The following is a 17500-nucleotide window of genomic DNA, read 5'->3' on the forward strand; positions in this document are numbered from 1 at the left end:
CTCTTTAGACGCGGTTGGAAGGCGGAACGTCAGTCTCGCCGGTGTTCCGGGCCTTCATGTCGGGGGTCGTGGCGTCGGGGTGGCCAACAACCTTGCCTTCAACGGGGTCCGAACCGTTCTGGGAGTCCTTCGTCTCGGAAGAACCGTCCTTCTTCATTTCCCGGACCTCAGACTTGAAAATACGCATCGACTGTCCAATGCTGCGCGCCATGGACGGCAGCTTCGGTGCTGCAAAAAGCACCAGAGCCAGAACGATGATGATGATGAGATGCCAGCCTTCAAGCCTCATGTGGGGAGGTCCTTTCCTTTTGGATACATCCTACGTCTAACTGAATTCAATGTCGTGCAGGGATTGTGGCTGACCCCGCTCCGCTTTGCGCTGGACGCGCTTCTGGCGGCGAACTTCCTGCCGGAAGGCTTTGGCCGTCAGGTAATCATGACGCATCTGATCCGGTGAGGCAAAAATCGCGGACCCCGGTTCGGGGCGCCCCTCCGCTACGTCCACATCGGAGGTTTCCACGACAGGAGAAAGGTTGCTGAAACGTTTCCCGGCGTCGCCCAGTTCATGAACAGTTGTCATGAATTTCCTGAACAAGCGATAACCCAAGGTCAGGTGCAGGAGCAGGGCAAGAGCTACGAGTGCGATCCACAGCAGGATCCAAAACCACCAAGGCATCTGAGTAGTCTAGCCAGCCTGGGCGCCGGAAGCATCGTCGTACTGTGCCAGCGCAGCCCCTAACCAAGCCGCGGCCTCGTTCCGCAGGGAGCCGGGCTGCAGGATCCGGACCGTACCGCCGTGCTGTGACACAAACATGGGCAGCCAGCCGGCGTCGCCGAACCGCACTTCGGCGAGCAAGCCGCCGTCGGGCAGTTGGGCCGTACGCTCGGCGTAGTAGTCATCCGCAAGCCCGGCGCCCTGGCGGGTCAACTGCAGGACCACCACGACGTCGTCGTCGCCGGGGGTGAACAAGCGCGCCGGAAAGTCCTGGCCCGTTGCGGCCTGGCCTGAGGACGCACGGCCGTTCGGTTCCAGCGCCTCAACCCTGTCCAGCCGGAAGTTCCGGATCCCTGCCTTGCTGTGACAGTACGCCTCGAAGTACCAGATGTTGTCCATCGAGTAGAGCCGCAGTGGGTCGACATCCCGTTCGGTCACTTCGTCGCGTTGCAGGGACAAATAACGCAGCCGCAGCTGTTGGTTGTCCCTGATGGCTTGCGTGATGGTGGCAAAAGCTTCGGATTGTTCCGGTGCTACCGACTGCCCGGCCACGGAACCGGCCAATCGGCCTGCCTGGCCGGCTGCACCGGTCAGTTTGATCGTGACGGACTCCAACGCATTGCCCGACTCGTTCTCTGCCATGCCCGCCAACGCAGGCAGGTCGCCCAGCATCGCAAGACCGGTCAGCAGCGCTGCGGCCTCGTCTTCGCTGAAACGCACCGGCCGGTTCAGGTCCAAGTGCTCCGAGATGTACACGTGGTCGTTTTCCCACTGGATATCCAAGAGGTCATCCGGGTAGCCTTCCGGAAGCCCCGAGCAGATCAGAATTTTCAGGTCGTCGACCAGGTCCTTGCGCGAGATACCGAAACGGTCCGCCACTTCCTGGATGTGCAGGCCCTGGTGGTGGACCAGGAACGGTACCAACTGCAGCATTCTGGCCAGCTGGTCCTCCGACGTGCGCTTGCGGGCGCGCGGTGCGCGTCCGGCCTCGGGAAACTCCACCTCGATCTCGGGCGCCGCGTTGAAATCCAGGGCGCCTTTGAGGCGGCGTACGACGGCGGCCCGCAACTCTGCCGGTTCCGCCACCTTTACGTGGGGACCGTAGGAGGCCAGCTCTTCGGCGAGTTGTTCGGGGTCGCGGAAGTCTACGGCTATCCGGTCCCTTTGCGGGTCGATCTGGGACTGCTCCGTGTCGACTGAGCGTTTGCGCAGTGCCAGCAGGCGCTCCTTGTCCACGTCCAGGACGGCCTTTTGGACCGGCAGTTCGTTGAGCGAATCGAGCTCGGCACGGGCGTTGAAGCCCTCCGGTGGCTCAAAGCTGCTGCTGGCGACGACGGTAAGCGCAGTGGACATCCGCGAAAGCCTGAAGATCCGCTTGGCTCCCCTCCCCCTGTCAAAGCCCACCAGGTACCACTGCCCGAAGCGACTGCCCAGCCCCCAAGGCTCGACTTCCCGTGTTTCCTCGCGCCCGGTGCTGACGGCGAGGTATCCGAAGCGGACAGGATGCCTGCCGTGCATGGCTGCAACGACGTCGTCGAAAGCCTGGCCTGCAGGCTTGATACGGGGCTGTACGCCGGCTGGAAGGTCGACGTCGGTGAATCCACCCGCGGCCTGCAGCTTACGGACGGCATTGGCTGCGGCGTTGCCCAAGGCCGCCCGTTCCCACAACTGCGCGGCCAGCAGGAGGACTGTGCACTCCGCGGGTGTCAGATGAACTTCCGGAAGCCTGTTGGAGTCCTTGCCGATCCTGTAGCGGGCCGAAGCGGGGTCGTCCGATCCGAAACTGCCCGGGTCCATCAAGGTTTCCACTTCGAAGCCGAACTGCTTCAGGTCGGCCTTGTCACGCTCGAACATGCGCCCGAAAGCGACATCGTTTCCGGCGGTATCGTGGTAGACCTTTTCGCGCAGGACAGAGCGTGAAAGACCCACCCTGGTATTGAGCAAGGCAAGGAGAAGGTTCAGGAGTCGTTCAGTGCGGGATGCGGACACGGTTGCTACGTTACTAAAGTCCGGGAGGAAAACAGCAAGGCGCGTCACCAGCCGGGGTTTACCGGGAAGTGACGCGCCTTGCGGGGCAGCTGTTCCTTAGCGGACAGCCACGAGGTCAACGACGAAGATCAGGGCTTCGTTCGGCTTGATGGCTCCGCCGGCACCGCGCGAGCCGTAGGCAAGCTCCGAGGGGATTTCAAGGCGACGACGACCGCCGACCTTCATGCCCAGGAGGCCCTGGTCCCACCCCTGGATAACCTGGCCCACGCCTACGCGGAAGTCCAGGGGGGCTCCGCGGCCCCAGGAAGCGTCGAATTCTTCGCCGGTGGACCAGGCGACCCCAACATAGTGGGTGGAGACGGTGTCTCCGGCCTTGGCCTCACGGCCGGTGCCCTCGATGAGGTCGGTGATGACGAGGTCCGTGGGGACGTCACCTTCAGGGAAGTCAATCTCCGGCTTGGTGCGGTCGAAGTCACGCTGACCAAATGACATGGTTACTCCTTGGTGTGGGTGATGGATGGGTGTCAGGAACCAGCCTAAGCCAGTGCCCGCCGATTGCGATGGGGGTTACTTGACGCCCAGGATGTCCACGACGAAGACAAGGTCACCCTTGGCTTCGCCCTGGCCGGCGGCGCCGTAGGCGAGGTCCTGCGGAATAACCAACAACACGCGGGAGCCAACAGTTTTGCCTTCGAGGCCTTGCGTCCAGCCCTTGATAACGCCGGTGAGGGGGAAACTGGCGGGCTTTCCGCGGTCGTAACTGGAATCGAACTTGGTTCCGCCTACGAGGTTGACGCCAACGTAGTTGACTGTGAGGGTGTCTGATGCCTTCACAGCCGCGCCCTTGCCCTTGATCAGGTCCTGGGCGATGAGCTCCTTGGGTGCAGCCACGCCGTCAACGGAGATCTGCGGAATACCCTTGTCGTCTTCCTTCACGGTAGGAAGTCCGGCGGGAGGAGTTACGGGGTCGCCTTCAGGCTTGTCCAGTACCGGAGCAGGGTCCTTGGCGGAGAGCAGCTTGAAGACGACAAGCTGGGTGGCAGCCGCGGGCGAAGCTCCAGCGTTGCCAGGAGCGGCGAAGGCAATCTGCGAGCCAATCTTGGCACCAACGATCGCGTTGTAGATCTGCTGGTTGCCGGACTTCAGTTCGTCCGTCAGTTCAATTGGCTGCGGCCCATTGGCGTAGGCGTCTTCCACCGTTTTGCCGTCGTTGCCGTCGACGGCAACGTAGACGAGTTCGGCTGTCTGCCCGGCCTTCACACGCTCTCCGTCACCCTCCTTGACCACCTTGACGGTGGGTTCGGACACGCTGAGCGGCTTGGAGAATTCAACGCCAGGTGCTTTGTCGTTGCCGTTGTCCGTCACTTTCACGGAGTCGAGCTTGGAGATGTCACCTGCGGACTGGCTGGTGGGCTCAGGTGCCGCGTTGCTTCCCCCGCACGCGGTGATGAGCAGCAGGGCAGGAAGAAGAATTGCTAGGAGTCGGCGCACAAAAAGACACTTTCGTCGGGGCAAAGGACACTCGGAACAGCGGATGACGCCTCCAAGCAGGTTGTCTCCTGGAAAGAGACCACTATCCAGAATAGCCCGCCAAGCTGGGAACCAGCTTAAAGCGCAGATCAGCCCATGGAGTCCAGGAGCGCATCCACCCTTTCGTCCTCGCTCCGGAAGGGGTCCTTGCAGAGGATGGTCTGGTGCGCGCGGTCATTCAATTTCAGGTGGACCCAGTCGACGGTGTAGTCGCGGCCCAGTTCCTGCGCGCGGCGAACGAAGTCGCCACGGAGCTTGGCGCGGGTGGTCTGTGGAGGCGCGTCCACGGCGTCCTTGACATCGGTCTCAGTGACCAGGCGGCGGGCCGCTCCCCTGGCCTGGAGCAGGAAGAACAGGCCCCGTTGCCGCGAGATGTCGTGGTACGTGAGGTCCAGTTGGGCGATCCGGGGAGAATCGAGGCCAAGCCCGTGTCGTCGCATATAGCCGTCCATGAGCTTCTTCTTGATGGCCCAGTCAACCTCGGTGTCAATGGTGCTGGTATCGCCGCTTTCAATAGCGTCAAGCGTGCGCTTCCACAGATCCAGGATCAAGGGAACGTGGGCATTGTGTGCTCCGTTGGTGGCGACGAAGTCAGTGACCTTGGTGAGGTATTCGCGCTGGATATCGAGGGCCGTGAGCTGCCTGCCGTTGGCCAGGCGGATCAGGGCCCGGCCCGTCAGGTCGTGCGAGATCTCGCGGATGCTGCGGATGGGGTTTTCCATGCGCATGTCACGCATGATCACGCCCGATTCGATCATCCGCAGAATCAGGTCCACCGTACCGACTTTGAGCAGGGCCGTTGTCTCGGACATGTTGGAGTCTCCGACGATGACGTGGAGACGGCGATAGAACTCGGCGTCAGCGTGGGGCTCGTCCCTGGTATTGATAATGGGCCGCGAACGCGTGGTCGCCGAGGACACGCCTTCCCAGATGTGGTCGGCGCGTTGGGAGAAAGCGAAGGTGGCCCCGTGCGGAGTCTTCAACACCTTTCCGGCCCCTGCGATCAGCTGCCGCGTCACTAGGAAGGGAATCAGGATTTCAGCCAAACGCGAGAATTCACCGCGGCGCGGAATCAGGTAGTTTTCGTGGCTCCCGTAGGAGTTTCCTGCCGAATCCGTGTTGTTCTTGAAAAGGTAAACGGTTCCGTTGAAGCCCTCGGCGGCCAGCCTGCTTTGGGCCTCGTCCACCAGGTCATCGAGAATCAGTTCGCCGGCCCTGTCGTGGGCAATGAGTTGGGCAAGGTCGTCGCACTCGGCCGTGGCGTATTCCGGGTGGGAACCTACGTCCAGGTAGAGCCGCGAGCCATTGGTCAGGAAGACGTTTGAAGACCTCCCCCAACTGACCACTTTCCTGAAGAGGTAGCGGGCCACTTCCTCAGGTGCCAAAGGACGCGAATCAGGGCTGGAATAGGAAATCCCGAATTCCGTTTCGATGCCAAATATGCGTTTGTCCATCTCAGGCCTCCTCTGTGAGCAACCGGGTCATGTCCTCGGGCAGCAGTCGCCGGAACGCCCTGCGTGATCCGCGGTGGCTCTCCGAAGCACGGTAGAGGACGGCTGCCTCGACGGCGGTAGCCGGCAGGGCTTCGAGCTCCTTGTCGGCAGCCAAGGCCCGCAAGGCCAAACGCATGGCACCCGGCAGGGTGAGATCCGGCTCCCAAGCCCGGCTGACGACGTCGGAAATCTGCTCCGCCAGTCCGCCCATGACGACGAAACCGTTCTCGTCAGCGATGGAACCATCGAACGTCAGGCGGTAGAGGTGGTCCTGCTCCCGTGTCGCCCCGACCTCGGCCACCGCCAGTTCAACCTCAAATGGCTTCTGTTCAGCTGTGAAGACTGCCCCCAGGCTTTGGGCGTACACACTGGCCAGGCCGCGGGCCGTGACGTCTTCGCGGTCATAGGAATAACCCCGGACATCGGCGTAGCGGACGCCCGCCTGCCGCAGGCTTTCGAACTCGTTGTACTTGCCTACGGCCGCAAAGGCGATCTTGTCGTAGATTTCGCCGATTTTGTGGAGGGACGGTGACGGATTCTCTGCGATCAGGGCAATGCCGTCAGCGCAGCTGATGACCACGACGGACCGGCCGCGCGCGATGCCTTTCCGCGCGAAGTCGGCACGGTCCTTCATCAGTTGTTCAGGAGAGACATAGAACTGCTGTGTCATCTCAGGCCTCCCGTCCGGCGATGGCCCGCGACTCAACGATTGCCCCGGCAATGGCTGCAAGGTCGCGTTCGGGGACCCTGCGGTTTCCTGCGCGGTTGACCGTGTAAACCACTGGCCAGAGTTGGCGTACCGGGTCCGGTCCCCCTGTGGCGGAGTCGTCGTCAGCGGCGTCGTAGAGTGCCTCGACAGCTACTGCTATCGCGTCTTCTTCGGAGAGGTTCGGTTTCCACAGCTTTTTCAGCGCGCCCCTGGCGAAGACCGAACCCGATCCCACCGAATGGTGTTCCTGCTCTTCATAGCGGCCGCCCGTGACGTCGTAGGAGAACAAACGGCCCACGCCGCTGACGTGGTCGAATCCGGCGAAGAGCGGAATGACTGCCATCCCCTGCATCGCCATGGGCAGGTTCCCACGGATCATGGCACCCAGGCGGTTTGCTTTGCCCACCAGGCTCAGCAACGTGCCTTCGATCTTTTCGTAGTGTTCGAGCTCAACTTGGAAAAGGCGCGTGATGTCGATTGCCAGGCCCGCCGTGCCGGCGATGCCGAGCACCGAGAATTCATCGGCCGGGAACACCTTTTCGATGTGCCGGCTGGCGATGACATTGCCCATGGTGGCGCGGCGGTCGCCTGCCATCAGCACGCCGCCCGCATAAGTCAACGCCACGATGGTGGTGGCATGCGGTGAGGCCGGTACGGAGCCGGCGGGCAGTTGCTGGTTGAACGGAAGAAGTTCAGGACGCGAGCGTTGCAGATGCTCGGTGAATGAAGACGTTGCCTGGGTGGCCAGGGGGCCGTTTGATGGGTCCTGCATTGCTGCACTCCTTCGACTCTGCGTTCACGTGCCCGGCAGCCTCACGCCGTCCGGGTGGTAGGTCCTTGCTGTGGGCCGGTTACTGGCCGCCCTTTTGGACGAAGGCCCTGACGAACTCTTCGGCGTTCGATTCCAGAACACCGTCGATTTCGTCGAGGAGATCATCCACTCCCTGCGTTGCCTCGGATGCCTGGGCTTCGGGCGTTGCAGGCGGAGCCTCCGGGACGTCCACTTCAGCTTCGGTTTCCCGTGACTGTGGTTGTTGCTGCTCCTGAGCTGCCATTTTCTTTCTCCCTACTGTCAGTCCCCGGATCTTGGAGACTTCCTACTGCCATATTGCCACGCTGCGGGCCGCCGCGTACGGCTTTGGAGCGGTACGAATATTCCTGTGGCGCACACCGGCTCAACCCCGTGCCGGCGGCGGATTCTGGCCCAACAATTCGGCAAGGAAAGGACCCGCTTCAGTGTGTCGTTCGAAGAGCGCCCCGGTCAGCGCCCGTGTCCCGCGCAACGGTTCGCGGGTGGGAACGCGCTGCAGTTTGCCCAGTCCCGGCACGTCGAAGATCACAGAGTCCCAGCTGGCGCCGACCACGTCCTTGCCGAACCTCGAAACGCACTTGCCGCGGAAGTACGCGCGGGTGTCCGACGGCGGTTCCGTCACCGCCCGGGCGATGTCGGCGTCGTCCACTACCCGCTGCATGCGGTTGTTGGACAGAAGCCTGTAGTAGAGGCCCTTCTCGGGGCGGATGTCGGACCATTGAAGGTCCACCAGGCCGAGCCGGGCGTCGTCCCAGCCCAGTCCGTCCCTGTTCCTGTACCCCTCCAGGATCGACTTCTTCGCCACCCATTCCACGGACGAAGCCGCGGACATCACGTCGGACCCCAACGCGGTCAAGGTGGATTCCCAACGGGCCAGAACCCCGTGGCTGTGGCCGTCTCCGGAGAGTGAATCAGCCACGCCGGTTTCCTGGGCCAGTTTCGCTGCGGCCTCGTAATACATCCATTGGAGGTCCAGGGCTGTCACGCGCCGTCCGTCGAGCAGCCGAACCGTTGACGTCAGCGTGGTGTCGTGGCTGACGGCTTGAAGGGCCTGGACCGGCTCGTGGACCTCGATCTTGGGAGCCTGGCCGGCCTCAATGAGGCTCAGGACCATGGCCGTGGTTCCGAATTTGAGGTAATTGGAAGCCTGGCTGAGGTTGGCGTCCCCAATGATCACGTGCAAGCGGCGGTACTTGTCCGCCGTTGCATGGGGTTCGTCCCGGGTGTTGATGATGGGGCGGCGGATGGTCGTCTCCAGCCCCACTTCCGCTTCAAAGAAGTCCGCCCGCTGGCTGATCTGGTATCCGGGCGTCGAACTGTCCTGTCCCAACCCCACCCGGCCCGCACCGCAGACCACCTGACGGGACACGAAGAACGGGGTCAAGCCGCGAATGATGTCACCAAAGGGCACCGAACGGGGCATGAGGTAGTTCTCATGGGAACCATAAGACACCGACTTGTTATCGGTGTTGTTCTTATACAGGTTGATGGCAGGCAAACTGGTGTCTGGGGCCACCTTCCGGACAGTGGCAAGGGCCACGAGGTCACCCGCGGCGTCCCAGGCAACCGCATCCCGGGGATTGGTAACTTCCGGACTGGAATACTCCGGATGGGCATGGTCGACGTAAAGGCGGGCCCCGTTGCCGAGGACCATGTTCATCAGGAGCGATCCTGACTCGTCCGCGCCATCAAGCTCCAGTTCCTGGCGGCCGTATGCCAAGGCGACGGCTTCGGCGTCGAGGACCGGAGGCTGGTCCGTGAGTTGGCTTGGATCCGCCGCCGCCCTGTCCACAGTCCAGCCGCGGGCGTCGTGGAGCGGTTCTTCGTCCGTGTAATCCCACCGCGTCTCGGCGCCGCCGGCGGCACGCTGCCGCGTGACGGCGGCATATGCCTGGATGATCCTCGCGGACATCATGGTGGCATTGGCACCCGGTGCGGACGGCGCGTGGATACCGTATTCAGTTTCCGAGCCCATGACGCGCATCGCTCCGCCGGCGGGCAATTTCTCTGCGGGTGTACCTTCGGGTCTTGCTGTCACAGGTACTGGCCCGTGTTCGCGGTGGTCTCGATGGACTTGCCAGGTTCCTGCCCGGCCTTGCCTTGGACGATGGTCCGGATGTAGGTGATCCGTTCACCCTTCTTGCCTGAGATCCGGGCCCAATCGTCCGGATTGGTGGTGTTCGGCATGTCCTCGTGCTCCCGGAACTCATCCACCACAGCCCGCAGCAGGTGCTCGATCCGGAGGCCCTTTTGCTGGTTGGTCAACAGATCCTTGATGGCGTACTTCTTGGCGCGGTCCACGACGTTCTGCACCACAGCACCGGAATTGAAATCCTTGAAGTACAGCATCTCCGTGTCGCCGTTGGCGTAGGTGACTTCAAGGTACTCGTTGGATTTCTCGGTGGAGTACATCGCTTCCACGGTCCGCTGGACCATGGCATCCACCGTTGCCTGGACGTCTCCGCCGTACTCCGCCAGGTCCTGTGCGTGGAACGGCAGGTCAGTGGTGATGTATTTGGCGAAAATGTCCGCTGCGGCTTCGGCGTCGGGCCGTTGGATCTTGACTTTCACATCAAGGCGCCCTGGTCGGAGGATCGCAGGATCAATCATGTCTTCCCGGTTTGATGCACCGATGACAATCACGTTGTCCAGGCGCTCCACGCCGTCGATCTCGCTGAGCAGCTGGGGCACGATGGTGGTTTCGACGTCGGACGAGACACCTGTACCGCGGGTCCGGAAAAGCGAGTCCATTTCGTCGAAGAAGACAACCACGGGGCTGCCGTCCGAGGCCTTTTCACGGGCCCGCGCGAAGATCAACCGGATATGCCGCTCGGTTTCGCCCACGTACTTGTCCAGGAGCTCGGGACCCTTGATGTTCAGGAAGTAGCTCTTGAGATCGGTGTTGCCGGCGCGTTCAGCGGCCCGGGCAGCGAGGGAGTTCGCAACGGCCTTGGCGATCAGGGTCTTGCCGCAGCCCGGAGGACCGTACAACAGGATGCCCTTGGGAGCCTTCAGTCCGTGTTCGCGGTAGAGGTCCGGATGCAGGAAAGGCAGTTCCACGGCGTCGCGGATTTGTTCGATCTGCGGACCGAGGCCGCCAATGTCCTGGTAGGTGATGTCCGGAACTTCCTCAAGGACCAGGTTTTCCACTTCGGCGCGGGGAACCTTCTCCAAGGCGTACCCGGTCCGTGAATCCAGGGACAGCGCGTCGCCGACCTTGAGGTGGAGCTCCTGGAGGGCTCCGGAGAGCCGGACCACCCGTTCTTCATCGGCGCGGCCGACTACCAGTGCACGGTCCCTGCCGAGCATTTCCTTCAACGTGACCAGTTCGCCGGCCCGCTCGTAGCCAAGTCCTGCCACGATGAGGAGGGCCTCGTTGAGCAGTACCTCCTGCCCTACTGCGAGTTGGTTGACGTTGACCAGGGGGCTGACGCCCACGCGCATCTTCCGACCAGCGTTGAAGATGTCCACTGACTCTTCTGTTGCGGCCTGCCCGGAGCTTCCCGGTGCCGGCTGCCTGCGGGGGTTGACCTGGAGTACGGTCCCGAAACTGTAGGGCGGCTGCCCTTCCTGCTCCAAAGCCCCCTTCAGGCGAAGGATCTCGGCCTTGGCGGTTTCCAGCATGCTCACGAGCTTGCTGTTGTTCTGGGTAGCGGCTGCCAGCTGGCGGTCGATGTGGCGGAGCTTGTCCCGAAGGATGTTGATCTGCCGTTCGGCAACAGTCAGGTCAGTCGAGGGTTCAGGCGGCTGAACTGGGGCGATACCCCGGCCCGCCCTTTCCTCTGCCGCTGCGTTTGCGTCCTCCGGTGTCGGCCGTCCAAGGTCGTTGTTTGGCGTATCCACGATTCATCAGCCCCTTCCTGCGCTTAACAAGACCTTAGTCCCGAAAAGCCCAGGGTGCCCGGTGACATCCGGAATGCGGACCCTATTGTGACCTTTTCAGTTTGTGACCGGGGGTTCGTCCTGGACGTTGGTTCCGGCAATGGCGTCACGGGCGGCGCGGCGCAGCTTCTTGTCCGAGACTGAACGCTCCCCCACTGCGCCGGGGGTCCAGGCGTTGAGGTCCTCTTCGCTGAATTCTGTCTTGGAAGGACGCCGTTTTACGGAAATGCCGGTGACGCCATCGGCCAAACGCCGGGTCACCAGCAAGAAGCCGGTGTGGGCAACCATGCGGTGGTCGGGCCGGACGGCGAGGCCCTCCAGGTGCCAGCCGCGGACCATCGACTCCCAGGCGTCCGGCTCCGTGAAGCGGCCGTCGGCGCGGATTGCTTCTGCCGTGCGCGACAACTGGGTCACTGTGGCGACATAGTTGATCCACACGCCCCCCGGCGCCAAGACCGTGGCAACGGCGTCGAGGCATTCCCAAGGAGCCAGCATGTCCAGGACCACACGGTCCACAGAGCCGGGGGCCTCAGCCTTGACGACTTCCTCCTGGAAGTCGCCCAAGGAGATCTGCCACGCCGGGTGTGGTCCACCGAAAATGGTTTCGACGTTGCCGCGGGCGATGTCAGCGAACTCTTCGCGGCGCTCGAAGGAGTGCAGGTAACCGCCGTCGCCTACGGCACGGAGCAGCGAAATGGACAGTGCGCCTGATCCGACGCCTGCTTCCACAACGCGGGCACCCGGGAAGATGTCTGCCATGGTAACGATCTGGGCCGCGTCCTTGGGGTAGACAACGGCGGCACCACGGGGCATGGACAACACGAAGTCGGACAACAGGGGGCGCAGCGTCTGGTACTGCTGGCCAACATTGTTGCTCACCACGGAACCGTCGACCTTGCCGATGATTTCGTCGTGGTTCAGGAATCCACGGTGCGTATGGAACGCGCCGCCCACTTCCAGCATGATCGTGTTCATTCGCCCGCGCTCGTCCGTGAGTTGGACCCGCTCTCCCACACGAAAGGGCCCGCGACGCCGTGCAGCGCCCGTTGGCTGCACAGTGGAGCCTGAGGCTGCCTCGTCCGGGCTGGCGCTTGCCTCGGGGGCGGCGGTTTCGCGGTTCATGTGGTGTTCCTCGCTCTTGTACGGCTGGGCCGCTGCGTGTTGCTGGCTGCTGGGCGCCGGCGGCATGGGGTTTCTGCCAAGACGGCCGGCATGTAACTCTACCGGTCCTGTGGTCAGGCGCGACCGCTCCTGCGCGGTTCCTTACCTGTTATGGCTGTCACTACGGCTTCCTGGCGGAGCAGTCCGGTGACGACTCCGTTGTGGTCCACCACAGCGTATTCGCCGCCTTCCAACTGCGCCAAGTACTGGATCAACTCCTGGCCCTTGGACCATTCGGGGACGTACGCGCCTGCAGCCAGCGCGTGGGCAACCGCGGTGACCGGCGTCGTCGTGGCCGCCTCAAAGGGGACGCTGGCAACCGCAGGGCCGTCAACGACGCCTTGCGGCTTGCCGTCAGGTCCGCAGATCACGACGGCGGGACTCCCCGCCGGCGCTATGGCCAGGACATCTGCCACTGTCGCCGAGTTCGGCACACCGACGGCGCGGTCCGCCAGTCCGGCGGCAGTCACCAGGTAGAGGCGGCTGCGCAGTTTTGCGTGGTGGATGGAGCTGGAAGCACTCATCCAGAGGAAGCCGCAGACCAGAACGGTGACGACCGTGTACATCGGATCAGGCAATTCGCCCTTGAGGAACGGCACAACGATGAACCAGATGACCAAAGCCACGACGATGATCCTGCCGGACCAGCCAGCGGCAATGGTTCCCTTGTCCTGGCTGCCGGTGGCTTTCCAGACAGCTGACTCCACCAGGCGGCCACCGTCCAAAGGCATTCCAGGGAGGACATTGAAGATACCGATCACCAGGTTGGCGAGCATCAGGATGTCCGCGAGCATCCGCGGTATGCCGCTGAGCATTCCCGTAGACGTTACAGCCCACATAATCCCGGCGATGACGAAGTTCGACGCGGGCCCGGCGAGGGCAACGATGACCGAGCGGCCGGGCGAGGCGGTGAAGTTCTCGAACTGGGTGTGGCCACCCCACAGGTTCAGCACGATTTTCTCGGTGGGCCAGCCAAAGGCCCTGGCACTGAGTGCATGGGCGATCTCGTGCAGGAGGACTGAGACGGCCAGCAGCAAGGCGACGGCGAGGCCGGCCAAGTATCCCCAGTTGCCAATGCCAGGAAACCTGTCGATGATAACGGGGCCGTAGAAAACCACCGTGATCGCGGCGATCACGAACCAGGAGTACGCCAGGTAGACGGGCACGCCCGCTATCTTCCCCAGCGGGATGCCTTCCCTTTTCGACGCGACGTGATGGGGTGCGGGGGAACTGCTCACCTAGTTGGCCCCTTCAACGAGGTCGAGCGCCGGAAAGCGGTGATCGACCAACCGGCCAACGTCGGCAGCCGTCCGGCCAACCAAGGTGTCCCACAGGATCATGCGGTGGTCCTCGGGCAGCGGTACCTGGTGCGGAATGCCGACAGTGACCACGCCTGCGGCCATGGCGGCCGTAGCGCCGGGCACGGAGTCTTCCAGGGCGACGCAATGGTCGATGGTCAGGGTCGGGTCGTCCAGCTTCAGCCGTTCCACCGCGGTGAGGTAAGCCTCCGGGTGGGGCTTTCCGTGGGTGACGGTGTCGCCGGTGACCATGAACTCGAAATACGGCTTGGGGAGGCTTTCAACCACCACTCCCGCGAGCGGACCTTCCGACATGGTTACCAGGGCGCAGCGGATGCCTGCCGCGTGGAGTTCATCCAGCAGCTCGCGGGCTCCAGGGCGCCAGGGGACTTCCTGGCGGACCCGGGCAATGACCTGTGCGCTCAAAGTATCCACGATTTCGCGGGCCTCGAGTTTGACTCCGGCCCGCTGCAGGACAGCCGCGGAGTGAAGCAAGGACTGGCCCACCAACTGCATGGCCTGCTGGTGGCTCCAGCTGCCTCCATGTGCTTCCACCAGGGCGCGCTCGGCCGCGATCCAATAGGGTTCGGTGTCCACGAGTGTGCCATCCATATCCCAGAGCACGGCTTTGAGGAGGGGCTGGCTGGGTGTTGAATGCATGGTTTCCAGTCTACGTGGAACCTGATGGCCCACGGTCCCGGCATTGTGCTGTGGGCGAATATGGGACACGCGTTGAGGCGAAATGCCATGCATCCATCAGGGTCTTGGACGTAGGGTGAGTGGATGAACAGTGTGGACGGGACCCCCGAAGGGCAGGACATCACCGTGGAGCCCGAGCGTTTCCTCAAGGAACCCGCGGAAGGACAGCGCGTCACCGTAATGATCGCCGCCTTTGAGGGCTGGAACGACGCCGGTGAAGCAGCCAGCGATGCCCTGCACTACCTGAACAAGCTATGGGACGGCAAGAAAGTCGCCACCGTGGATGCCGAGGAATATTACGATTTCCAGTTCACCAGGCCCACCGTGCGGCGCACCTCCTCCGGTGCCCGGAAAGTGAAGTGGCCCTCCACCCGGATCTACAAAGCCGCCGTTCCGGACAGCAACGTGGATGTGGTTTTTGTCCTCGGCACGGAACCGTCTTACCGCTGGCGTGCCTACACCACCGAGCTTCTGGTCCATGCCGAAGCCCTCAAGGTGGATTCCGTCATTCTGGTTGGCGCTTTGCTGGCCGATGTTCCGCACAGCCGTCCTATTCCGGTCAGCACCACCACGGAGGACAACGGCTTGCGGGAACGGCTCAATCTGGAAGCCTCGCAATACGAAGGGCCCGTGGGAATCGTCGGGGTCCTGGCCGAATTCGCCCTTTTGGCGGGCCTGCCCACGGTCTCACTCTGGGCCGCTGTTCCCCACTACGTAGCGCAGCCGCCCTCCCCCAAGGCCCAGCTCGCCATCCTGCACAAGATCGAGGACCTGCTTCAGGTGCCCCTGGACAGCCATGCCCTCGCTGAAGAGTCTGAAGCTTGGGAACGCGGAGTGGATGAGCTCGCCACGGAGGACCCGGAAATTGCTGCCTATGTGCGTCAACTCGAAGAAGCCAAGGACACGGCAGACCTCCCGGAGGCCTCGGGTGAATCCATTGCCCGGGAATTCGAGCGGTACCTGAAGCGGCGCGGCAAGGAGCGTCCGTAGGACCCAGACGTCCGAAAACGGCAAACGGCCCCGACGAATGTCGGGGCCGTTTGCTTCTTTCCGGCGCGGTCTAGAGTTCCACGCCCAGCAAAGCGTTGACGGCATCGGATACCAGGGCAGCATCATGAGCGGACTTCTCCGCACCGTTACGTCCTGCCTCCTGGGCCCAATGGTCGACGGCGGCCAGCGCACCTGGCGCATTGAGGTCCTCGGCCAGCTCCTTGCGGATGGCCGCGATCAGCCCGGACGCAGAACCGGCTGGAGCCTGCTCCAAGGCTGCCCGCCAAACAGCGACCCTGTCTTTGGCCGCCGCGAAGTCTTCATCAGTCCACGACCAGTCGGAGCGGTAGTGGTTGGCCAGGATCGCCAGGCGGATGGCAGCTGGTTCTTCACCGGCTGCACGGAGCTTGGAGACGAGAACCAGGTTTCCCTTGGACTTGCTCATCTTCTCTCCGTCCAGACCCACCATGCCGGCGTGGGCATAGTGACGGGCCAACGGGACTCCGGAGAGGGAGTACGCGTGGCCGGCCCCCATTTCGTGGTGCGGGAAGATCAAGTCGGAGCCGCCACCTTGCACCGTGAAGGGCGCCGGAAGATACTTCTGCGCGATCACGGTACATTCGATGTGCCAGCCTGGCCGCCCGGCACCGAGGCCGGCTCCCGGCCAGCTGGGTTCACCGTCCCGGGCCACCCGCCACAGGAGGGGATCAAGGGCGTTCCGTTTGCCCGGCCTCCCGGGGTCTCCCCCGCGTTCGGCGAACAGCGCGAGCATCTCGCTTTCACCAAGGCCTGATACATCGCCGAGGGTCCAGGCATCCGTGGCGCTGGAGCTCTTTCCGGCGGCTTCGACGTCGTAGTAGACATCTCCGTCGGGTTCTCCGTCGGAGCCTTGAACGCGGTAGGCGACACCATCGGCGATGAGCTGTTCAATGGCTGGCACGATGTCGGGGATCGCCTCGACGGCGCCAACGTAATGATCCGGGGCCAGGACGTTCAGGGCGTCCATATCCGTGTGGAAAAGCTCGATTTGGCTTTCAGCCAGTTCACGCCAGTCCACGCCGGTAGCGGTGGCGCGTTCAAGAAGGGGGTCGTCGACGTCCGTGACGTTTTGAACGTAGGACACGCGGATCCCTGCATCACGCCAAGCGCGGTTCAGGAGGTCGAACGCTACATAGCTCGAAGCATGGCCCATATGCGTTGCGTCATAGGGCGTGATGCCGCAGACGTACATCGACTGCTCGGCTTGTTGTTCCACCTCCACGACACGGCCCAGAGCGGTGTCGTACAGCCGTACGGGCGGCATGCTGCCGGGCAGTTCAGGTACAGGGCGGGAGATCCACGATTTCACGACTCAACCTTAGTGCTAGGCACTGATCACACCGAAACCGAGCAGGACATACAAGGCCAACCCAAGGAAGATGCGGTACCAGACAAAGAGCCGGTAACTGCGTGTGGACACGAACTTCAGGAACCAGCCGATGATGACGTAACCCACAACGAAGGCGATGACCGTGGCCAGTGCCGTTTCGGGCAATCCGTAAGGTCCGGCCAGGCCCTCTTTCGTGACTGTTTTGTAAAGCTGGTAGAGGCCGCTGCCGAACACGGCCGGAATGGCGAGAAGGAAGGAGTAGCGTGCGGCCGCTTCACGGGTGTAACCCATGAGGAGCCCGGCCGTGATGGTGCCGCCGGAGCGCGAAACGCCGGGAATCAACGCCATTGCCTGGGCAAAGCCATACAGGATGCCGTGTTTGTAGCTCAGTTGGCTGAGATCCCGCTCCTGCCGGCCAATGGCATCGGCGACGGCGAGAATCATGCCGAAAACAATCAGCATGGTGGCAACAATCCACATGCTGCGGAACACTGACTCGATTTGGTCCTGGAACAGCAGTCCAAGGATGACGATGGGAAGGCTGCCCAGGATGACCAGCCAGCCCATGCGGGCATCGGGGTCGTTCCGTTCGACTTTGCCCGTCAAGGAGCCGAACCAGGCCCGCACAATGCGGACGATGTCACGCCAAAAGTAGACGATGACGGCGGTTTCGGTACCTAGCTGGGTGATGGCCGTAAAAGCCGCCCCGGGATCGGCTGCATCGGGGAGGAATGAGCCGACAATCCGCAGATGCGCGCTCGAGGAAATCGGGAGGAATTCGGTGAGGCCCTGCACAAGGCCCAGCAAGGCTGCTTCTATCCAGTTCACGTGAATAGACCCTACGTCATGAACAC

General features: G+C 62.8%; 17 protein-coding genes. 1 reads left to right on the top strand and 16 read right to left on the bottom strand.

Going from position 1 to position 17500, the window contains the following annotated elements; genetic code table 11:
* Positions 1–4 precede the first annotated feature (4 nt).
* From tatA to PQ627_RS00320, 14 genes are all read right to left on the bottom strand, one after another.
* Positions 5–289, bottom strand: coding sequence for a Sec-independent protein translocase subunit TatA (gene tatA / locus PQ627_RS00255; RefSeq protein WP_144658854.1), 285 nt, complete (start codon positions 287–289; stop codon positions 5–7).
* 36 nt (positions 290–325) lie between these two features.
* Positions 326–676, bottom strand: a complete 351-nt coding sequence (locus tag PQ627_RS00260) for a hypothetical protein (RefSeq protein WP_274257715.1) — start codon at positions 674–676, stop codon at positions 326–328.
* 9 nt (positions 677–685) lie between these two features.
* The gene (locus PQ627_RS00265; RefSeq protein WP_274257717.1) at positions 686–2704 is read right to left on the bottom strand and encodes a helix-turn-helix transcriptional regulator; all 2019 of its coding nucleotides are present in this window, start codon (positions 2702–2704) and stop codon (positions 686–688) included.
* 96 nt (positions 2705–2800) lie between these two features.
* Positions 2801–3196 carry an FKBP-type peptidyl-prolyl cis-trans isomerase gene (locus tag PQ627_RS00270; RefSeq protein ID WP_144658851.1) on the bottom strand — a complete coding sequence of 132 codons (396 nt, stop codon included), beginning with the start codon at positions 3194–3196 and terminating at the stop codon, positions 2801–2803.
* Between the two features lie 75 nt (positions 3197–3271).
* Entirely contained in the window at positions 3272–4195 is a 924-nt protein-coding gene (locus PQ627_RS00275) for an FKBP-type peptidyl-prolyl cis-trans isomerase (RefSeq protein WP_144658850.1), read from the bottom strand.
* Between the two features lie 128 nt (positions 4196–4323).
* Entirely contained in the window at positions 4324–5688 is a 1365-nt protein-coding gene (gene pafA, locus PQ627_RS00280; RefSeq protein WP_274257718.1) for a Pup--protein ligase, read from the bottom strand.
* 1 nt (position 5689) lies between these two features.
* Positions 5690–6397, bottom strand: coding sequence for a proteasome subunit alpha (gene prcA / locus PQ627_RS00285; RefSeq protein ID WP_144658848.1), 708 nt, complete (start codon positions 6395–6397; stop codon positions 5690–5692).
* A 1-nt stretch (position 6398) separates the two neighbouring features.
* Positions 6399–7208, bottom strand: a complete 810-nt coding sequence (prcB, locus tag PQ627_RS00290) for a proteasome subunit beta (protein WP_274257719.1) — start codon at positions 7206–7208, stop codon at positions 6399–6401.
* A 79-nt stretch (positions 7209–7287) separates the two neighbouring features.
* Positions 7288–7491, bottom strand: coding sequence for a ubiquitin-like protein Pup (locus PQ627_RS00295; protein ID WP_274257720.1), 204 nt, complete (start codon positions 7489–7491; stop codon positions 7288–7290).
* A 120-nt stretch (positions 7492–7611) separates the two neighbouring features.
* Positions 7612–9231 carry a depupylase/deamidase Dop gene (dop, locus tag PQ627_RS00300; protein WP_274258313.1) on the bottom strand — a complete coding sequence of 540 codons (1620 nt, stop codon included), beginning with the start codon at positions 9229–9231 and terminating at the stop codon, positions 7612–7614.
* 50 nt (positions 9232–9281) lie between these two features.
* Positions 9282–11090, bottom strand: coding sequence for a proteasome ATPase (gene arc, locus PQ627_RS00305; protein ID WP_274257721.1), 1809 nt, complete (start codon positions 11088–11090; stop codon positions 9282–9284).
* A gap of 96 nt (positions 11091–11186) precedes the next feature.
* The gene (locus PQ627_RS00310) at positions 11187–12251 is read right to left on the bottom strand and encodes a tRNA (adenine-N1)-methyltransferase (protein ID WP_144658845.1); all 1065 of its coding nucleotides are present in this window, start codon (positions 12249–12251) and stop codon (positions 11187–11189) included.
* A 113-nt stretch (positions 12252–12364) separates the two neighbouring features.
* A complete protein-coding gene (locus PQ627_RS00315) occupies positions 12365–13528 on the bottom strand; it encodes a site-2 protease family protein (protein WP_144658844.1) in 1164 nt (387 codons plus the stop codon).
* Positions 13529–14341: an HAD family hydrolase gene (locus PQ627_RS00320; RefSeq protein ID WP_373458713.1), complete on the bottom strand. Its 813-nt coding sequence runs from the start codon at positions 14339–14341 to the stop codon at positions 13529–13531.
* Positions 14342–14371: 30 nt separating this feature from the next.
* Between PQ627_RS00320 and PQ627_RS00325 the strand changes: the two genes are divergently transcribed.
* The gene (locus PQ627_RS00325) at positions 14372–15277 is read left to right on the top strand and encodes a PAC2 family protein (protein WP_144658842.1); all 906 of its coding nucleotides are present in this window, start codon (positions 14372–14374) and stop codon (positions 15275–15277) included.
* A gap of 70 nt (positions 15278–15347) precedes the next feature.
* Here PQ627_RS00325 and mshC read toward each other — a convergent pair whose 3' ends face one another.
* Both mshC and PQ627_RS00335 read right to left on the bottom strand, forming a co-directional pair.
* The gene (mshC, locus tag PQ627_RS00330; protein ID WP_274257723.1) at positions 15348–16625 is read right to left on the bottom strand and encodes a cysteine--1-D-myo-inosityl 2-amino-2-deoxy-alpha-D-glucopyranoside ligase; all 1278 of its coding nucleotides are present in this window, start codon (positions 16623–16625) and stop codon (positions 15348–15350) included.
* Positions 16626–16640: 15 nt separating this feature from the next.
* On the bottom strand, positions 16641–17474 hold the full coding sequence (locus tag PQ627_RS00335) for an undecaprenyl-diphosphate phosphatase (RefSeq protein WP_262275034.1): 834 nt from the start codon (positions 17472–17474) through the stop codon (positions 16641–16643).
* Positions 17475–17500 lie beyond the last annotated feature (26 nt).

Origin of the sequence: Paenarthrobacter sp. AB444 (genome assembly GCF_028736865.1) — a bacterium.
Classification (GTDB): domain Bacteria; phylum Actinomycetota; class Actinomycetes; order Actinomycetales; family Micrococcaceae; genus Arthrobacter; species Arthrobacter nicotinovorans_B.